The sequence below is a fragment of the Aquibaculum arenosum genome, from assembly GCF_029222965.1.
Classification (GTDB): domain Bacteria; phylum Pseudomonadota; class Alphaproteobacteria; order Kiloniellales; family DSM-21159; genus Aquibaculum; species Aquibaculum arenosum.
On the sequence record NZ_JARHUD010000006.1, the window covers coordinates 172,448 to 186,119 of the forward strand.

Annotated in this window: 13 protein-coding genes; 6 read left to right on the plus strand and 7 right to left on the minus strand. The window is 65.9% G+C overall.

Translation table 11 applies throughout. The features are described from left to right. Positions 1–199 precede the first annotated feature (199 nt). Genes P2G67_RS11220 through fdhD form a run of 4 tightly spaced genes read right to left on the minus strand, consistent with a single transcriptional unit; the run spans position 200 to position 3,132 of the window. The gene (locus tag P2G67_RS11220; RefSeq protein WP_275823085.1) at positions 200–919 is read right to left on the minus strand and encodes a DUF3306 domain-containing protein; all 720 of its coding nucleotides are present in this window, start codon (positions 917–919) and stop codon (positions 200–202) included. Beyond that, positions 919–1,536 (minus strand): DUF3305 domain-containing protein, encoded by a 618-nt coding sequence (locus P2G67_RS11225; RefSeq protein ID WP_275823087.1) that lies wholly within the window; start codon positions 1,534–1,536, stop codon positions 919–921. Before P2G67_RS11225 ends, P2G67_RS11220 begins: the two co-directional genes overlap by 1 nt. Further along, the gene (gene mobA / locus P2G67_RS11230) at positions 1,533–2,201 is read right to left on the minus strand and encodes a molybdenum cofactor guanylyltransferase MobA (protein ID WP_275823089.1); all 669 of its coding nucleotides are present in this window, start codon (positions 2,199–2,201) and stop codon (positions 1,533–1,535) included. Before mobA ends, P2G67_RS11225 begins: the two co-directional genes overlap by 4 nt. Beyond that, positions 2,191–3,132 carry a formate dehydrogenase accessory sulfurtransferase FdhD gene (fdhD, locus tag P2G67_RS11235; protein WP_275823092.1) on the minus strand — a complete coding sequence of 314 codons (942 nt, stop codon included), beginning with the start codon at positions 3,130–3,132 and terminating at the stop codon, positions 2,191–2,193. The genes mobA and fdhD overlap by 11 nt, the downstream gene beginning before the upstream one ends. A 231-nt stretch (positions 3,133–3,363) precedes the next feature. On the opposite strand from fdhD, the gene P2G67_RS11240 reads away from it, so the two are divergent. Then, a complete protein-coding gene (locus P2G67_RS11240; RefSeq protein WP_275823094.1) occupies positions 3,364–3,558 on the plus strand; it encodes a hypothetical protein in 195 nt (64 codons plus the stop codon). Between the two features lie 99 nt (positions 3,559–3,657). Here P2G67_RS11240 and speB read toward each other — a convergent pair whose 3' ends face one another. Further along, positions 3,658–4,623, minus strand: a complete 966-nt coding sequence (gene speB / locus P2G67_RS11245) for an agmatinase (RefSeq protein WP_275823096.1) — start codon at positions 4,621–4,623, stop codon at positions 3,658–3,660. Positions 4,624–4,888: 265 nt separating this feature from the next. Here speB and P2G67_RS11250 point away from each other — a divergent pair, with 265 nt between their 5' ends. Together P2G67_RS11250 and P2G67_RS11255 are read left to right on the plus strand one after the other, a co-directional pair. Then, on the plus strand, positions 4,889–6,973 hold the full coding sequence (locus P2G67_RS11250) for a 4Fe-4S binding protein (protein ID WP_275823098.1): 2,085 nt from the start codon (positions 4,889–4,891) through the stop codon (positions 6,971–6,973). Continuing rightward, complete coding sequence (locus tag P2G67_RS11255; protein WP_275823100.1) at positions 6,970–7,824, plus strand: C40 family peptidase; 855 nt, start codon at positions 6,970–6,972, stop codon at positions 7,822–7,824. The genes P2G67_RS11250 and P2G67_RS11255 overlap by 4 nt, the downstream gene beginning before the upstream one ends. A gap of 17 nt (positions 7,825–7,841) precedes the next feature. Here P2G67_RS11255 and P2G67_RS11260 read toward each other — a convergent pair whose 3' ends face one another. Beyond that, complete coding sequence (locus P2G67_RS11260; RefSeq protein ID WP_275823102.1) at positions 7,842–9,290, minus strand: TrkH family potassium uptake protein; 1,449 nt, start codon at positions 9,288–9,290, stop codon at positions 7,842–7,844. Between the two features lie 130 nt (positions 9,291–9,420). Continuing rightward, positions 9,421–10,578: a M24 family metallopeptidase gene (locus P2G67_RS11265; RefSeq protein WP_275823104.1), complete on the minus strand. Its 1,158-nt coding sequence runs from the start codon at positions 10,576–10,578 to the stop codon at positions 9,421–9,423. A gap of 334 nt (positions 10,579–10,912) precedes the next feature. Between P2G67_RS11265 and P2G67_RS11270 the strand changes: the two genes are divergently transcribed. The 3 genes from P2G67_RS11270 to P2G67_RS11280 are packed head-to-tail and all read left to right on the plus strand — an operon-like array spanning position 10,913 to position 13,668. Next, a complete protein-coding gene (locus P2G67_RS11270; RefSeq protein WP_275823106.1) occupies positions 10,913–11,632 on the plus strand; it encodes a GntR family transcriptional regulator in 720 nt (239 codons plus the stop codon). 1 nt (position 11,633) lies between these two features. After that, the gene (gene eutB, locus P2G67_RS11275; RefSeq protein WP_275823108.1) at positions 11,634–12,605 is read left to right on the plus strand and encodes a hydroxyectoine utilization dehydratase EutB; all 972 of its coding nucleotides are present in this window, start codon (positions 11,634–11,636) and stop codon (positions 12,603–12,605) included. Between the two features lie 25 nt (positions 12,606–12,630). After that, positions 12,631–13,668: a succinylglutamate desuccinylase/aspartoacylase domain-containing protein gene (locus tag P2G67_RS11280; RefSeq protein WP_275823110.1), complete on the plus strand. Its 1,038-nt coding sequence runs from the start codon at positions 12,631–12,633 to the stop codon at positions 13,666–13,668. The last annotated feature ends 4 nt before the right edge of the window (positions 13,669–13,672 follow it).

The window sequence follows — 13,672 nt, forward strand, 5'->3', positions numbered from 1 at the left end:
CCTGCCATGCTCGCTCAGCACAACTCTGACCGCCTTTTGACGACCAGGATGCTGCCCGAGCAGGGTGTTTTTCCCTGCTGTTCAGGGATCGTTTTCAGTTCATTGCAGGAATTAAACGTCAGAACGCGAACAGGGTCAACCCAATCCTGCCTGCACAAAGGCGTCAGAATCGCCGCAAATGCCTCTTATGATTGTGCAATTACTGGCCGCCCCAGCGCCGGGCAAGTGCCCGGCGTGGCCGCTTCTGATGGTTTTCGGCAGTCTCACCCTGGACGGCAGGAGAATCCACCGATGCGGGAGCCCCTTCCACGGCGTCACCCGACACCCGGGGCACCGCCAGCGGATCATCAGAGTCGACGAGGGCCTCAGCATTCTGCTGTTCTTCATCCGCGACCGGCGCGGCTTCGATCGAATCGGGCAGTTCTTGCGCGGGCACTGCGGTGGCGTCCGTTGCATCTTCCTCTGCCGCTTTTTCTGCTGCTTCCTGCTTTTCAGGAAGCACCATGCCACGGCCCACCTGGAAGAGGGTCTTCACCGGCTTTCCGGTGAAGGCGGGGCCGTTGTAATCCTCGGCGTAGTCCACCAGACCGTCGAGGTTGGCGTAGACGGGGTCCAGCCGCCACAGCCGCCGCAGCGCCTTCACGCGCAGTTCGCTCGGCACATTGCGCTTCAGATAGGGCGTCCAGTCGTCATCCCGGCCGAGTGTTTCGGGATCCGGCAGATCCTCCGCGGAAACTGTCTCCTCGCCGAGGGTCGATTCGCCCTCACCGGCGTCGGAAAGCGAGTCGGCCGCACTCTCTGGGGTCGGCTCGGCCTGTTCGGCTGCCGACACCGCATCGCGCCTTTCCGCATCCTTCTCGCGCTGCGCCTTCCGGCGCGCCCAGCGCGACAGGAAGCCCTCGTCGTCCGAATGCGCCATCAGGCACCTCCTTCTGGTCCACTGTGACCGCCGGTCCCCGGGCCACCACGCCCCGAACCGGACTGGGTCTCGGCCGCGCGCCCCTTGCCAGGGGGCGGCCCGCCCTTGCGCGGGTCGTGGGGCTTTCGCTTGCGCTTGTAGAAGGGCACCTCGACATGGTGCTGCGCCACGAAGGCCTCGACGAAGGCATGCACCGGCGCCGGCATGGGCACGCCTTCGACGAGTTCCTCGCCGCTGACGCTGTAGAACTCCGCCTCCATCACATTGGCCGTGACCAGCAGCGGCACCCAGGGATGGCGGCTGCCCGCATCGACTCCCTTGCGCAGCACCACGTAAATCAGCGGCTGGCGCTGCTGCAGGTTTATCTTCAGTTCCGGCGTGTCCTTACGGTGGAGTTCCAGAGTGAGGGTGCCGGCATGGAACAATGCGGCCTCTCCCTCGCCCTCCTCACGCAGCGTCAGCCACTCACCGCGCGGATCGCGCGCCGGCGCGCCGACCAGAACGTCTAGCGGTCGCCAGCTATAGTCCTGCCAGGGATGCTTGCTCCGGCGACGTTCCAGCACCACGCCCAGGGGCAGGTTCTCGATGCGCTTCAGGTCCTCTGTCGCCTCAGTCATGCTTTACCTCCGGGCTGGGCAGCTCTTGGCTCCGCGCCCTCCACGGCCTCGCTGCCAAATAGGCGCTCGGCCTCCGCCCAATCGTCCGGGCGGTTCGCATTGAAGAAGGGATCGTAGGGTTCGACTGGCCAGTCGACCCGGGCGAACCGATGGTCCGCCGTGAAGACATCCACCTTGCGCACGCCGGCCTCCATGGCTGCACGCAGGCTGTCCGCCAGCGCCACCGGCCAAAGCGCGAAGACGGGATGGTCACGCCCGCCGGAGGCTGCGCAGACAATGTCAGCACCCTCATGCTCGCGCGCCTGAGCCAAACGTGCCACCAGATCCTGCGGAAAGAAGGGCGCATCGCCAGCGAAGGTCACAATCCAGGGGCAATCAGGTGCATGCTCGCGCGCCCACTCCATGCCAGTGAGCACACCGGCCAGCGGCCCGGCGAAGCCGCCAATGCTGTCCGGCACCACTGGCAGCTCGAAGGCTTCAAAGCGCGTGGGGTCGCCGTTAGCATTGATCACCAGCGGCCCAACCTGCGGGCGCGCCCGCTCGATGATCCGCGCCAGCAAGGGCCGGCCGCCCAGCGGCCGCAGGCACTTGTCACCCCCACCCATACGCCGCGATTGGCCGCCGGCCAGCAGCACGCCGCAGAAGTTGGAAAGTTCATGCGTCATCGCGTGCCCCCTTGCGCCCGTGTCGCGGGGCCTCCTCCTCATCGCGATGCTCTGCGTCGTAGACTATGCGTTCGGCGCCGGAGAGCGCGATGAAGCGCCGCCCCTTGGCTCGGCCGATCAGGGTCAGTCCGGCCTGACGCGCGAGATCCACGCCCCAGGCGGTAAAGCCGGAGCGCGAAACCAGGATGGGAATGCCCATCTGCACCGTCTTGATCACCATTTCCGAGGTCAAGCGCCCGGTGGTGTAGAAGATCTTGTCGTCGGGCGTGAGGCCGTGCAGCAGCATGTAGCCGGCAATCTTGTCCACAGCATTGTGGCGCCCGACGTCCTCCATGTAGAGCAGCGGCCGCTCGCCCTGGCAGAGCACGCAGCCGTGGATCGCGCCGGCTTCGAGATAGAGACTTGGTGCCGTGTTGATCTTGCGGGTCAGGGCGTAGAGCCAACTGGTATGCAGGCGGGCACCCTGCGACAGCGCGACTTCGTCGAAGCGCTCCATCAGGTCGCCGAACACCGTTCCCTGGGCGCAGCCCGAGGTGCGGATCTTCTTCTTCAGCTTCTCTTCATAGTTCGTCTCGCGCCGGGTGCGGACCACAACCACGTCGAGTTCCTCGTCGTAGTCGACCCCCTCGATCTCGTCGTCGGGACGCAGCATGTTCTGATTGAGCAGGTAACCGACCGCCAGATAGTCGGGGTAATCGCCGATCGTCATCATGGTGACGATCTCCTGCCGGTTCAGATACAGCGTCAGCGGTCGCTCGGTGACGACCGCAGTTTCCACCGGCCGGCCCTGCTCATCCACGCCTTCGACGCGACTGGTCAGGCGCGGGTCCTGCGGGTCCGGACGCAGCAGGAACTCCGCCAGTTCGACCGCCTCCAGCTTTGCCGTGCCCTTTCGCAGGCTTCTTGGCGGCGCCACGCTCGTATCAGCCATCTCATTCTCCCTCCTGCCACCTATAGGGCGCTGCGCAGTCCGGCCACAAGAGCCGAGTCATGACGGCCCTCTTCCGACAATCCTGCATGGCTGCCTCCGAAAGATGAGGCGGCCCGTCCGGTTGTTGAGACAGGAACGCTGCCCTATCTTTCGTTTGTGCGATGCAATATCGCACTTGCACACAAAGAGGCGGGATCGACCCGCCCCGAACCCGATACCCGGAGATATATCATGCCGCGCACTTCCGAATTCGACGTCCTCCTCACCCAGCTTCGCGAACAGGGCTATGCCGACAGCGTGCAGATGGACGCCGAGGCCCGTCGGCTGCGGGCGCAGGCTATGCGACACTACGCCGCACAATTCCTCGCCTGGCTGAAGTCCAGCGGGCAGACCAAAAGCCTGGGCAGCGCTGCGCGCCACGCCTGAGCGCCGACGCGAAAGCGCAGATCAGAGAAGGGGCGGCCCGCAATCGCGCGGCCGCCTCTTCTCTTTGGGCCTATTCTCGAAGGCCAAGTTCGCGAGGAACTAGGCCGGGGCCTGGGGACCACCCGGTCGTGTGGCGTAGAGTGCCAGGAATTCGAAACCGATCTGAGCCGCCGCCAGAGCCGTGATCTGGGCGCTGTCATAGGCCGGCGCCACTTCCACCACATCGAAGCCGACGAAGTTCAGGCCCTGCAAGCCGCGCAAGATGCCCAGCGCCTGCGCCGTGCTGAGCCCGCCGACCACCGGCGTGCCGGTCCCCGGCGCAAAGGCCGGGTCCAGGCCGTCGATATCGAAAGTCAGGTAGATTTTGCGATTGCCTAGAGTTTCACGAATGCGGGCGATCACATCATCGATGCCATGCCGGTGCACCCAAGGCGCATCCAGGATGGTGAAGCCATGGGTTTCGGCGTTGTAAGTGCGAATGCCCACCTGCACCGAGCAGGCCGGATCGATCAGTCCCTCGCGCTGGGCATGCCAGAACATGGTGCCGTGGTTGATGTCGTCCTCTTCGCCGGTCCAGGTGTCGCTGTGTGCGTCGAAGTGTAGCAGGGCCAGTGGCCCGTGCTTGGCCGCATGGGCCTTGAGCAGCGGGTAGCTGATGAAGTGATCGCCACCAATGGACAGCAAGGCTGCCCCGGCATCCAGCACCCGACGCGCCGCCGCCTCGATGGCATCGGGAACCGTGGCCGGATGAAAGGGATCGAAGACGCAATCGCCGGTATCGACAATCGAGAGCAGGTCGCGCGGATCGAACGGCAGGCCATGCGGCCGCGCCCAGGCCATGATGGCCGAAGCCGCGCGCACCGCCTGCGGCCCGAATCGGGCGCCCGGCCGATTGGTGGTCGCCAGGTCGAAGGGCACCCCCATCACCGCCAGGTCGACGTCGCTCAGATCCTTCGAATAGCGCCGCCGCAGGAATGACAGCGCGCCGGCGAAGGTATGCTCCTGCACCGCGCCCTTGTTCTCCGTCGCCACGAATGCCTGATCGCCAGCCTGGCGCTTTGCCATGATCCACTCCCTATGCCTGTTTTGCCCCGCCTGCAGGCGCCGCAACCCGGCCGCAGAGATAAACCCACTTATTTTGGGGCTGCAAGCACGGGGCGTCCTGATAGTCTGAGCGCAAATACCCCGATGTCGACCCCGGAGAGGCGCAGACTTGGCCGGGCAAGGAGAACGCCAAGGCTGCGCGTGACACGAGTGAGCAATCAAGAATAACCGGCGAGGCGCGCGCTGCATGCGAAGCGCCAGACGGGATCAGGAGAAGGATGGCCCCATGAAACTGCGTGGCCGAAAGCTGCTTGTCTGCGACTGCGAAAAAACCATGCCGTTGAGCGGCGCGCGCCTTGCAGAGGCTTTGCGCGCGCTCGGCGCCGAGGGAGAGTTGCCGCTTCACACCCAACTCTGCCGCGCTCAGTTGCAGAACTATGAGGCAGCGCTCAACAGCGGCGAGCCCTTGCTGGTCGCCTGCACCCAAGAAGCCCCCCTCTTCTCGGAGCTGGGTGAGGAGGAGCGGCCAGACGCCGATTTGCGCTTTGCCAACATCCGCGAAACCGCAGGCTGGGGCGAGGAAGGCGCAGCTGCGACCGCCAAGATGGCCGCGCTATTGGCTGCTGCAACCCAGGAGGCGAAGCCGGCGCCGCTGATCTCACTGAAGTCCGAAGGCATCTGCCTGATCTACGGCAAGGACGAGCGGGCGCTCGAGGTCGCGGCCCAGCTCAAGGGCCGCCTGGACGTCACCGTGCTTCTGCGCGAGGCCAAGGAGATCGCGCCGCCACGGATCATGGATGTGCCGGTGTTCCTCGGCCGCATCGTCGCTGCCAAGGGCTACCTCGGGGACTTCGGAGTGACCGTGGATGGCTACGCCCCGGCCTCGCCCTCTTCGCGCGAGCGTCTGACCTTCGACGCGCCACGCGACGGTGCCTACAGCGAATGCGATCTGATCCTCGACCTGACCGGCGGCACGCCGCTCTTCCCGGCCGGCGAACGGCTGGACGGCTATCTGCGCGCCGACCCTGCCGACCCCGTGGCCGTGCAGCGGGTGGCGCTGGCCGCCAGCGATCTGGTGGGCGAGTTCGAGAAGCCGCGCTACGTGCGCTACGATGCCGAGATCTGCGCCCATGGCCGCAGCCGCAAGACCGGCTGTCGCCTGTGCCTGGACAACTGCCCGCTTTCAGCCATCACGTCGCTTGGCGAAACTGTCGAAATCGACCCGCATGTCTGCGGCGGCTGCGGCCTCTGTGCCGCGCTCTGCCCGACGGGGGCGATCGAGTACCAGTTTCCCGCCACCACCAGCCTGTTCGAGCAGGCCCGCAGCCTCCTGGAGTCTTACCGCAAGGCCGGCGGCGAAGCCCCTGTGCTGTTGCTGCACGACGAGCGCTATGGCGCGGAAGTCATCTCACTGATCGCGCGACATGGCGGCGGACTGCCGGCGCGGGTGCTGCCGCTGCCGGTCAACGAAGTGACCGAACTGGGCTTCGACTTCTACTTCGACGCCCTGGCCTGGGGCGCGGCGCAAATCGCTCTGCTGGTGGCGCCGGAGAAGCGCGAGGACGTGCAGGCCCTGGCAGGCACCCTCGGCCTGGTGGAAACGGTGATGGATGGCCTGGGTTATGGCGGTGGGCGCATCCACCTGCTCGACCAGCAGGATCCGGATGCGGTGGAAGCGGCGTTGCGTGCGCTGCCGTCCACCGCCGGCGCCGAAGCCGGGCTCTTCCTGCCCATGGGGGGCAAGCGCGCCCGCGCCTTCCTGGGCCTGCACCACCTCCATGCCAAAGCGCCGCAGCCGGTTGACCAACTGCCGCTGCCGCAAGGCGCGCCCTTCGGCACAATCCACGTGGACACCAGCGGCTGCACAATGTGCCAAGCCTGCGTCACCGCCTGTCCGGCCGGCGCGCTGATCGACGATCCGGAAATGCCTTGGCTGGGCTTCATCGAGGAAAACTGCGTGCAATGCGGCCTGTGCAAGGCGACCTGTCCGGAAAAGGTGATCGCCCTGGAGCCGCGTCTGAACTTCCAGGAGGAGGCGCGCACCGCCCGCGAGCTCAACCGTGCCACGCCGTTCAACTGCATCCGCTGCGGCAAACCCTTCGGGGTCGGCGCTTCTATCGAGCGCATTGTCGATCGCTTGGCCGGGGCCCATTCTATGTTCCAGGACAGCGGCCGAGTCGAGCGCATCATGATGTGCGACGACTGTCGCGTGGTCACCGAGTTCGAGACCAGTACAGCCGCCATCTCCTACGGTGAACGCCCTGTTATGCGCACCACGGAAGACGACCTGCGCGAGCGCGAAGTGGAACGCGCCAAGCGGCGTTTGGCCGAAGCCGGAACGGTTAAGTCCAACGGATCGTCCGACTCGTGACCGACGCGCCTTTGGACCCACGCCTCCACGCCTACCGCGCCGACCTGGCGGACGCCCGGCTGCGCGGACGGGTCGAGGCTCAGCGCTTCACGGAGGGCAGCCCGGCGACCCTCTGTGTCGGCTGTGCCGACCTAAAGCCCATGCCCTCAGCCCAGGCCGGCAACGACAGTCAGTTGCTCTTCGGGGAAAGGCTGCGGGTGTTCGACCGCACGGACGGCTGGGCCTGGGTTCAGAACGAGAGCGACGGCTATGTGGGCTGGGTGCGCGAAAGCACTCTCGGTCCGCTGCGTGCGGCGCCCGATCATCGCGTGGCGGCGCTGCGCACGCCGCTGCTTCCGGAGCCGGACGTCAAGGCACCACCGCTTGATCTCTTGTCCTTCGCCTCCGTCCTGCGAGTCACGCGCTATAGCGGGTCCTATGCGGAGATCGAGGGCGGCGGCTGGATCTTTGCGGCACATCTGGCCCCGAGCGATAAAGCCGATAGCGACTATATCGCCACGGCCCGGCGCTTCCTGGGGCTGCCCTACCTCTGGGGCGGTCGCAGCAGCCTGGGGCTGGACTGCTCTGCACTGGTCCAACTCGCACTGGGCGCCGCCGGCCTCGTCCTGCCGCGGGACAGCGACCAGCAAGAGACTTGCGAAGCATCGGGGCGCCAACTGCCGCCCGACGCACAGCGCCAGCGGGGCGACCTGCTCTACTGGCCCGGCCACGTGGCGCTGGCGCTGGATGCGGAGCGGGTGCTGCATGCCACCGGTGGGCCCATGCTGGTGGTCGAAGAACCCTTCGCGGCAATCGATGCCCGCGTTCAGGTCGAGCGCGGCCGCGGACTGCGCTGCATTCGCCGTCCCTGACGCCTCTCCTGCAGCCCCTATCCGCGCCAGAAGCGCGGCATCACCAAAACCAGCAGGGTGAAGAGCTCCAGCCGACCCAGCAGCATGCCCAGACAGAGCAGCCACTTCGCCATGTCTGGCAAGGCGCGGTAGGTGCCGGTGGGGCCGACCACATCCCCCAGACCCGGCCCGACGTTCGTAACTGCGCTGGCCGAGGCGCTGATCGAGGTCACGAAATCCAGCCCCAGCGCCGCCAGGGCCAGGGCGAGAGCGGCCACGGTTACGAAGAACAGCAGCACGAAGGCGGCGACTGAGGAGCGCACCGGCTCGTCAATCTGCCGGCGGTTGTAGAGCACCAGCAGCACGGCATTGGGGTGGGTAAGACGCTTGAGCTGCATCAGGGCCGATTGCGTCAGCACGTAGAGCCGGTAGGTCTTGATCGAGCCCGAGGTGGACCCCGAGCAGCCGCCGAGAAACATTAGGAAGAAGAAGGTGACGACCGCCCAATCTCCCCAGAGACTGTAATTTTCCGAGAAGAAGCCGGTGGTGGTGACCACCGAAACCACGTTGACCGCCGCCACCGTCAAGGCCTCCCCGGGCGCACGTCCAGCCTCCAGCCAAAGCCGCAGCGCCGCATAAAGCACCAGGGCACAGAGCAGCGCCAGCAGCCAGCGGACCTGCGGATCGCGCCACAAGGCAACCGGGCGCCCGCGCAGTGCCTGAACGTAGAGCACGAAGGGCATTGCCCCGGCCAACATGAAGACCACGGCAGTCCACTGCACCGCCGGCTGCGGCCAGTGGCCCAGCGAGGCATCCATCGTGGAGAAGCCGCCGGTGGAGATGGTGGCCATGGCATGCACCAGCGCGTCGAACAGGCCCATGCCGGCGGCCCAGTAGGCCAGCAGGCACAGAAAGGTCAGCGACAGATAACACTCGACGATCAGGATGCTGAAATCGCTAACCCGCAGGCTGACATGGTGACGCTCCGGGCGCTCGGACCGAAAGAGCTGCATGCCACCCACCTGCAGGAAGGGCAGGATGGCCACCGCCATGATGATCACGGCCGCCCCGCCCAACCATTGCAGGATGCCGCGCCAGAGCAGCAGGCTGCGCGGCAGCTCGTCCAATCCGTGGAGCACGGTTGCGCCGGTGGTGGTCAGGCCCGAGGTGGCCTCGAACAGCGCATCGGCAAACCCTACCCCTTGCAGCCCAGCCAGAAGGAAAGGCAGCGACGCAAAGGCAGACGCCAGCGCCCAAGCCAGCGCCGTCAGCAGAAAGGCCTGGCGGATGTTGAGCCTGGTCTCCTCGCCGCGGCTGCTCAAATAGAGGGCACCGGCGAAGGTGATGGTCAACGCCGAGGAGGCCGCGAAAATCTGCCAGCCATCCGAACCTTCCGCCAGACCGACCACCGCAGGCAACAGCATGGCCGCGCCCAGCGTGAGCAGCAGCAGGCTGAGCAGATGCAGCACCGGGCGGAACACGAGCATCGCGGCGAAGAACCCCTCACTCCCAGCCCCAAACGCCGGTGCCGGGCCGCCGCACTTTCGGGCGGCAGGGCGCGGAAGGCAAATCTAAACTTGGCCGCGACCCGTTCCGCTGCCCGCTGCCGGTGCGGTGCTACTTCACGAAAACTTGGCGAGGGAAGTCGAAAAGCGATTCGCAGCCATCCGCGGTCACCCGCACGGTCTCGGACAAGCCGACGCCGGCCATGCCGGGCACCTGCACCCAGGGGATCAGATGGAAGGTCATGTTCTCTTCCAGCAGCCGCTCCTGCCCTTCCAGCAGAGAGAGGATATGCCCTTCGCCCCAGTCAGGTGCGAAGGCGAGGCCAATGGAATAGCCGGTGCGTGAGGACTGGGCGCTGTCTGGTGCACCTTCGCGGATCACCGCTCTGGCCACGCGGTCCACCTCCTGGGCCGGCACTCCCGGCTTGATCGTCTCCATGGTGGCCCGCATGGCATCGCGCACCACGGCTTCGGCACGCCGCACGGCATCCGGTGCATCCCCGACAAAGACGGTGCGCATCATGGCCGTGTGATAGCGGGCAATGCAGCCGCCGACTTCAAGAAACACAGCCTCGTTGGGCTCGATGCGCCGGCCCATCCAGGTGGCGTGTCCGATGGAACCGCGCCAGCCCGAAGCAATAAAGGGCGCAATCGCAGGGTACTCGCTGCCCGCCTTGGTCATGGCCCATTGGATTTCCGCCGCAACGTCGTTCTCGGTCGCACCGGCCGAAATAGCGTCGATGCCGGCCTGCATGCCGGCTTCGGTGGTACGCGCCGACTGCCGCATCACTTCGATTTCATCGTCGGATTTGACCAGGCGCAGGTCCTCGACGATCCCATAGGCATCGACGAAACTCGCGTTCGGCAAGGCTTCACAGCAGACATCCTGCTCGCTGGCACGGAAGAAGTAGCTGTGCCGCTCGTAGCCGAGGCGCCCTTCGCCCAGCCCCTGCTCGTCGATGCGCCTGGCCAGTTCCAGGGCCGGGCTTTCGAAGTCATCGTAGGGGAAGGACGAGGAGACCCAGGTGTAGGTCTGGACGTTCGAATCCTCGAGGCGGCGCGTCACGAAGAAGACCTCGCCCTCCAGCGGCACCACCAGGGCCTGGAACCAGTAGTAACCCGGCGTGTGATAACCGGTGAGATAGCAGAGGTTTTCCGGCGTCGTGACAATCAGCGCATCGAGCTCGCGCCGGGCCATCGCCCGCCGCAAGGTCGCCAAACGCCGGACGTACTCGGCCATCGTGAAAACCAGATCCTCGCGCTGCCGCATCTTGGCCTTCCCTTGAAACTGCCGACCCGCCCGAGCTTGCGGCGCCGGGTCGCATTGAGTTGGATACATCTCTTGCTACACCGGCTCTCGTTTGCAGAGCAATCAAGATTTTTCGCACCATTGACGAGAGGGTGTTGCCGGAGATGTATCCAACTATTGCGCAACGATGCAAGCGCCCGTATTTTCCAGGCGCATCGCTGCTGACGGATCGCCCCTTGAGGGTGCCGTTGACGGCACTTTTCTGCGCATTAGCGAGACCGGCCATGATGATGAAAGTGCTTCGAGATGATGTCGCTTTAAGCCTGAGTCATTGCGCCGGAACACCCGTCCGCTGATGGCGCGTAGCCGCCGCGCCTCTGCCTCCGCCCGCCTGACCGCCAAGGCTCACTCGGCGCGCGAGCGCTTCGATTTCATGTTCCAGGAGCTGCGCGAGCGCATCTGCCTGCTGCAGTATCCACCCGGCGAGGCCTTGAGCGAGGAAGCGCTGGCGAAGGAGTTCGGGGTCAGCCGCACCCCGATCCGGCGGGTGCTGGGTCGACTGGAGGCTGCCGGGTTGGTGGAAAGCCGGCACGGCGTGGGCACCTTGGTCACGGTGATTGACCAAGTGGAGTTGGAGCAGGTCTACACCCTGCGCATGCGCCTTGCCGAACTGATGGGCGAGCTCGACCCTCGCTGCGCCACAGCGGAGGAGCTGGCGACGCTACGCGGCTTGATAGACCGCTGCGAGTCCCTCTGCGATGCCCCCAACGAGCCGGAGTTCTGCCGCATCAACATGGCCTTCAACCAGCTGCTGATCACGCTCATTGGCAACTCGGCGCTGCGCGACGTCACCGAACAGCTCTATTACCGCTCCTCGCGCTTCTTTCTCTATGCGCTGCCGGGCATGGACTTCCCCGAGGAGATCGACATATTCCGGGGCGAGATGGCGGAGATTCTGACGGCTCTGGAGCGCGGCGACCTGCGCGCTGTTGCTTTCCATCGGCGCAACCACATTGCCAACAGCTACTACCGGATCATCCGCGACCGGCATGCCCCAGAAACGGAGGCCGACTGACATGACGGCACTGCCCCTGCCCTCCCTGCGCGACGTCCATCTCGCGCGCCGCCGCACCGCCGGCCTGCTGCGCCGCACGCCCCTGGTGCAGGGCGAAGCGCTCAGCGAAGCAAACGGCGCGCCAGTGTATCTCAAGCTGGAAAGCCTGCAGGAAACTGGCGCCTTCAAACTGCGCGGCGCCACCAACCGGCTGCTCTGCCTCAGCGAGGAGGAGCGAGCGCGTGGCGTGGTCACCGTCTCCACCGGAAATCACGGCCGCGCCGTGGCCTTTGCCGCCCGGCGCCTGGGCCTGCGCGCCGTGGTCTGCCTCTCGGAACTGGTGCCCGAGAACAAGCGCGCCGCTATTCGGGCCCTGGGCGCCGAACTGTGCGTCATCGGGCGCAGCCAGGACGAGGCGGAAGTGGAGGCCAAGCGACTGGTCCAAGAGGAAGGCATGGTCTACGTCCCGCCCTTCGACGACCCGCACATCATCAGCGGCCAGGGCACGCTGGGGCTGGAGATTGTGGAGGACCTCCCCGAGGTGGAGGAGGTGCTGATCCCGCTTTCAGGCGGCGGCCTGCTTGCCGGGATTGCGCTCGCGATCAAGGGGTCGCTCCCGAATACACGGGTGGTCGGACTCTCGATGGAGCGGGGGCCGGCCATGTATCATAGCTTGCAGGCTGGAAAGCCGGTGGCCGTCACCGAAGAGGAAAGTCTGGCCGACAGCCTGGGCGGCGGCATCGGCCTGGACAATCGCTATACCTTCCCGCTGGTGCGCGATCTTGTGGATGACGTGGTGCTGCTGAGCGAGGCCGAGATTGCCGCCGGCATGCGCCACCTCTTCCACGAGGAACGCCTGGTGAGTGAGGGGGGCGCTGCGGTGGGCGTGGCAGCCCTGCTGGCCGGCAAAGCCGGGGGCGAGGGTCGGACGACGGCCACCATCATCAGCGGCTGCAATGTGGACATGAAGGCCTTCCTCGCCGTGGTGAGCTGAAGGCAGGATTCGGGAGCAAAGCATCATGGATGGATCGTCCACCTCAACGGCGCCAGTGCGCGTCACCGCCTCCATCCCAGTGGGGACACCGGGCAAGCACCGGGGCTTCCTCACCATTCCCCATTCGCGCGATGAGTCGGCCTGGGGTTCGATCCAGATGCCCATCATCTCGATCGCCAATGGTGAGGGGCCGACGCTGCTCTTCACCGCCGGCAGCCATGGCGACGAGTACGAGGGGCAGATCGCGCTCATGAAGGCGGCGCAGTGGCTGGAGCCGGAGATGATCCGCGGGCGGGTCATCCTGCTGCCCTCGCTCAACCACCCCGCGGTGTGCTCTGCGACCCGTCTCTCGCCCATCGACGGCCTCAACATGAACCGGGTTTTTCCGGGACAGCGCGACGGGACGGTCACGCAGATGATCGCCCACTATGTCTACAGCGAGCTTCTGCCCTTGGTCGATGTGGTGGTCGATCTGCATTCCGGCGGCAAAACGCTGGAGTTCGTGCCCAGCGTGATCATGCACGCCCTGCCCGACTCGGACCTGCACGCCCGCACCCTGGCCGCGCTCAAGGCCTTCGATGCGCCGGCGGCGGCGATCCTGACCGAGCTCGACAGCGAGGGTATGCTGGATACCGCAGTGGAAACCTTGGGCAAGGTCTTCATCTCCACCGAATTGGGCGGCGCCGGAACCGCTACCGCCAGCAGCGTCGCCGTCGCCGAGCGGGGGGTGCATAACCTTTTGCGGCACTTCGACGTACTCCAGGAAGACAGGCAGTCCGATCACCGCGGGAGGGCCGAGCCAGGGCGCATCCTCCACACGCCGGAAGGCGGCGCCTTCGTGATCTCCCGCGATGCCGGGATCCTGGAAATGCTGGTGGACCTGGGCGACGAGGTCGTAGCCGGCCAGGCCATCTGTCAGGTGCATCACTTTGAAGATGTGGACCGCCCGCCCTCGGTTTATCGCAGCGCCATCGACGGCATACTCTGGTGCCGGCACGTGCCGGGGCTGGTGGCCCGCGGCGATTGCGTCGCGGTGATCGCCAGCGACTATCCCCAGAGCTGATCCC